Origin of the sequence: Coprococcus sp. RTP21428st1_C9_RTP21428_210409 (assembly GCF_040227395.1) — a bacterium.
Classification (GTDB): domain Bacteria; phylum Bacillota; class Clostridia; order Lachnospirales; family Lachnospiraceae; genus Coprococcus; species Coprococcus aceti.
The window spans coordinates 1-4300 of the sequence record NZ_JBEHVV010000117.1; the positions used below are offsets into that span (position 1 = coordinate 1).

The following is a 4300-nucleotide window of genomic DNA, read 5'->3' on the forward strand; positions in this document are numbered from 1 at the left end:
CTTGAGATCCGTTGTTGCCACAGCTCCCTTTATGGCTGCTGCCGTTCCAACATTCATGAACAGAGGTGTCTGCACTGTTCCGTGAACAGTCTGAAATTCAGCTCTCTTTGCCCTTCCATCCTTACAAAGTATTTTGTACATTGTTATGTAAACCTTTCTTTTTCATTTTTCCAAATCTTACGCTATACTTAAGCGTACTCTTTATAATGCACCATTTAAAGTATATTTGCAAGCAAATTTACAATCCACAGGCATTTACCGCCGAACTTGACCGCATACCGGATGAATACGAGGACTTCCGATACAATGCAGGCAGATTACAATTTTGACAGCCACATATCTTACATACAAAACGGCACCTGTAATTTCACTTACAGGTGCTGTTATATCAATCTATAGGCTTTCAGTTCTGTTAGCTCCGTGCTAAATCACCACTGAATTATCTGGCTTATCACTGCTTCTCCTTCAGCGTAGCTGTAGCAGTCTGCTTCTCGTAGTTACCATTGTTGTTTCTGTAGTATACGATAGATACCTTATCGCCAGGATTGCAGGCCACGATCTTGTCGTGGAATGTCTCCATATCTGCTATGTCCTCACCGTCAAGGCTGCAAATGATATCTCCTGACTGGAGTCCACACTCCTCTGCTGCTGAACCCTGCTCAACTGATGAGATATATACACCCTCAGGCATGTTCAGGAGCTGTGCGTACTGGCTTGTGATGGTCTGGGCAGATATACCGAGGTAAGCCTGTCCTGATGTTGTTCCATCATTTGACACATTCTTGCCTGCTATCAGGTCATTGATTATATCCTGTACATCTGATATAGGAAGTGCATAGCCCATACCCTCAACGCTTGTATCTGAATACTTGGCTGTGTTGATACCGATCAGCTCGCCCTGCATGTTGACAAGGGCACCACCACTGTTACCAGGGTTGATGGCTGCATCTGTCTGAAGTACCTTTACTGTCTCATCTGAAGCACTTATCTCTCTGTTAAGTGCGCTTATATATCCAACTGTAACTGACTGTCCATATCCAAGTGCATTTCCGATTGCCACGCACGGATCACCAACTGCAAGATCATCCGATGAACCTACCTGAATCTCCTTTATCTCATTCAAAGTGTCATCCGATATGTCCGAAAGCTTAACTGTGACAACTGCTATATCATTGTTCTCAACGTATCCCTTTACCACCGCATCTGCACTCTTGTCATCGACAAATGTAACTGACAGTGACTTAGCATTTTGTACCACATGATAATTAGTTGCAAGATACAGGTACTGATCATCCTTGCCGATGATGATACCTGAACCGGCTCCTGTTGACTCCTGCTGATATGAATTGAACCAGTAATCATATGTTGTTACGTATGTTCCTGTGATCGATACGATGGAAGGCATAACCTTCTTGGCAACCGTTGACACATCGTACACTGTACTTGTCGTGTCTGATGATGCCTGCTTGAGCTGTGGTGCATTGTTCTCTGTTGAACCCTCAGCACTCTGCTCTGTTGTGGTCTGCGAATCTTTGCCGAGAAGCTTATCCGATCCATATCTGACCCCCTGGAATACAACGCCTGCCACAAGTCCGAATACAACAGCCGCTGCAACCACACCTGCTGCCTTCTTGCCAAATCCGCTCTTCCTGTTCTTTGGCTTCTTATCTTTTGCCTTCTTCTGTCTCATATTGTTATCTGAAGGCTTTCCTGTTCCCATATTGTTCATTGGATTGCCTGCCTGATTCTGATAACCCTGATTCATTCTCTGGCTGTCATACCATGCTTCCATGCCATTTACATTTCTCTGAAAACCTGAATATGAAGCGTTCTGTGTACCGGCTGTTTGAGCATTCTGCGATGAACTCTGTGCGCCGGCAGTCTGAGCGTTCTGTGCCGAGCCTTGTACACCGGCTGTCTGATTGTTCTGCGCTGACTGTGTTCCCTGAACATTCTGTGTCTGCTGTGAAGCATTTGTTGAAGGTCTGTCAAATCTTGAATCTCCTCTATTGTTCATATAGCTGTAATGATACAGACCATCCTGCTGTGGTGCCTGACCACTATTTCCATTCATCTGGTTCTTGTTTTCCTGTTCCATCTCTATCATCCTTTCGCATCTTTATTATCTTAATTCCTGTAATCGGTACCTTTCTCTTTCTTACAGTTGTTACTATACGCAGTAAATGTGTCATATTTGTGTCTTTATTGTTTTAATTCTGTGCACAAATGTTATATACTAGTCAGGTACGATCTCAAATAACCCTTATGGAGGATAATATATGTTTAGAGTATGGGGAAAACTTATAAAAGATAACCACCTCATGAAGGATACCGTGATATGCATATCCGACTACGAGATGACGCGTACCCACAAGGTATACAAGGCCCTTGAGGATATGTGCTACGAGTTTGACCTGGCAAAGCCGGTGTGGCTTAAGAAGAATAAGGATGAGTTTATCCACCACGCCAGAACCAGATTCACAGCGGATAACTTTGTGGAGGATATAGATTTTGACTACCTTGATTTTCAGGTAATAGAGGAGGAATACTAGATGTTTTCTGTCTCTTCAGTGAGCAAAAGCTACGGCAAAAATAAAGTTCTGACAGATGTGTCACTGTCCGTATCCCCAGGTGAATGTATCGCCCTTCTGGGAATCAACGGATCGGGTAAATCCACCCTGCTGGGAATACTATCCAGAAACATAAAGCCAGACTCAGGGTGCTTCGGTTTCGACTGTCAGGCAAATGCTGCTCTGCTCCCACAGGACAATCCACTCATACCGGAACTCACAGCCATTGACAACATCAGACTGTGGCACCCCGGAAGCAGGAAAACAGTCATGAACTCCCACAATATGAGCATATGTCAGTCTCTCGGTGTGGATTCATTTCTGGACAAACGTGTCTCAAAGCTCTCCGGTGGAATGAAGAAGAGGCTAAGCCTTGCCATCACGATGATGTCTGACCCGGATCTGCTTCTTCTCGATGAACCTCTGGCCTCGCTTGATCTTCTATGCAAGAACGGGATACTGAGCTATCTCCAGAATTACATAACACATGGAGGAAGTGTCATCATCGCCACACATGAGACATCTGCGCTGGATATATGCAACAAGATATACACACTGAAAAATGGACACATCCAACTGGCCATAGACAGAAATATCTCACCCGGATACACCTCACCTGAAACCTACATCAATCTGATCAGATCATAGCTTTATCTAAAGGAGTTTTATGTTTTACCGACTTATACGAACTGATTTGAAAAGAATAGCTCATTATGGAATATACATGGTAGTCGCAGCATTTGTCATGATGACGGTTTTCCTGTGTCTTGCGTTAAACGCGAACTCTTTCATCTACTCTGATGACCGCTCCGAACCACTTTCAATCGGAATCGTGATGAGTGCAGATTCAAAAACCGCACAGATGGCATACAACACGATATCTGATATGGACAGCTACCACTCATCATGTGTATTCACAGAATTTTCAGACAAGGATACAGCCCTTTCAAGGCTCTCTGACGGAGACCTGTTCGCTGTGATCTACGTCCCTGACAATATCATAAGCGACATCATGGACGGAACGAACACACCTGTCGAGGTATACTATTCTGACAACCGGTCCATCGATACATTTGTGCTGAATGACCTCTTCCGCTCCACATCCTCCATGCTTGGCATATCCCAGGCGGCCATATATTCGGTTCAGGCGATAGGAAGGAACATGGAGCTTCCCGAGGATATTCAGGACACGCTCAGCAACGATGTAAATGCCATGTTCATGACTAAGGTTCTTGACAGGACTGCCAACTTCACCGTCGACAAAATAAATGCAACCAGAGCAGCAAATACCACCGACTTCTACACAAGTGCGGCGGTTCTTCTCATGATGATGCTGTGCAGCGTTGTTTTCTTCCCATTCCTGCTCGACCTCCCAGCCTCTTACATAACAAAGCTCAGGTCACAGGGAATTGGCAAAGTCAGACGCAATGTCAGCAATTTCATATCCATGTTCATATGGCTGTATATCCTTTATATAACTGTATACATGGCTCTCGCCCTGGCATCACTGTTTATCGATGAACTGCATGTAAATATCCGCATGAGCGGGATACTGTTCGGAATCGTCATAGCTACATGTGTCGCGGTATATACACTGCTCATAAGTCTGCTTCCCGCAGGGATACACGGCTGCACACTGCTTCTCACTGTGGTCACTGTCATACTGGCCTATGTGAGCGGCTTATTCATACCGGAAGCCATGCTTCCAAACTTTGCAAAGGATATATGCC

The 4300-nt window shown here is 44.8% G+C and carries 4 protein-coding genes and 1 pseudogene; 3 read left to right on the plus strand and 2 right to left on the minus strand.

Going from position 1 to position 4300, the window contains the following annotated elements; all coding sequences use genetic code 11:
* A pseudogene (locus tag ABUA34_RS13870) lies at nt 1-141 on the minus strand (tRNA guanosine(34) transglycosylase Tgt); the annotation flags it as partial.
* 310 nt (nt 142-451) lie between these two features.
* Nucleotides 452-2098, minus strand: coding sequence for a S1C family serine protease (locus tag ABUA34_RS13875; RefSeq protein ID WP_243017625.1), 1647 nt, complete (start codon nt 2096-2098; stop codon nt 452-454).
* Between the two features lie 181 nt (nt 2099-2279).
* On the opposite strand from ABUA34_RS13875, the gene ABUA34_RS13880 reads away from it, so the two are divergent.
* The 3 genes from ABUA34_RS13880 to ABUA34_RS13890 form a co-directional block, all read left to right on the plus strand.
* Nucleotides 2280-2552 carry a hypothetical protein gene (locus tag ABUA34_RS13880; protein WP_015533105.1) on the plus strand — a complete coding sequence of 91 codons (273 nt, stop codon included), beginning with the start codon at nt 2280-2282 and terminating at the stop codon, nt 2550-2552.
* Entirely contained in the window at nt 2553-3218 is a 666-nt protein-coding gene (locus tag ABUA34_RS13885) for an ATP-binding cassette domain-containing protein (RefSeq protein WP_055144861.1), read from the plus strand.
* A gap of 46 nt (nt 3219-3264) precedes the next feature.
* On the plus strand, nt 3265-4300 hold a 1036-nt coding region (locus tag ABUA34_RS13890; protein ID WP_349823505.1), incomplete at its 3' end, for an ABC transporter permease.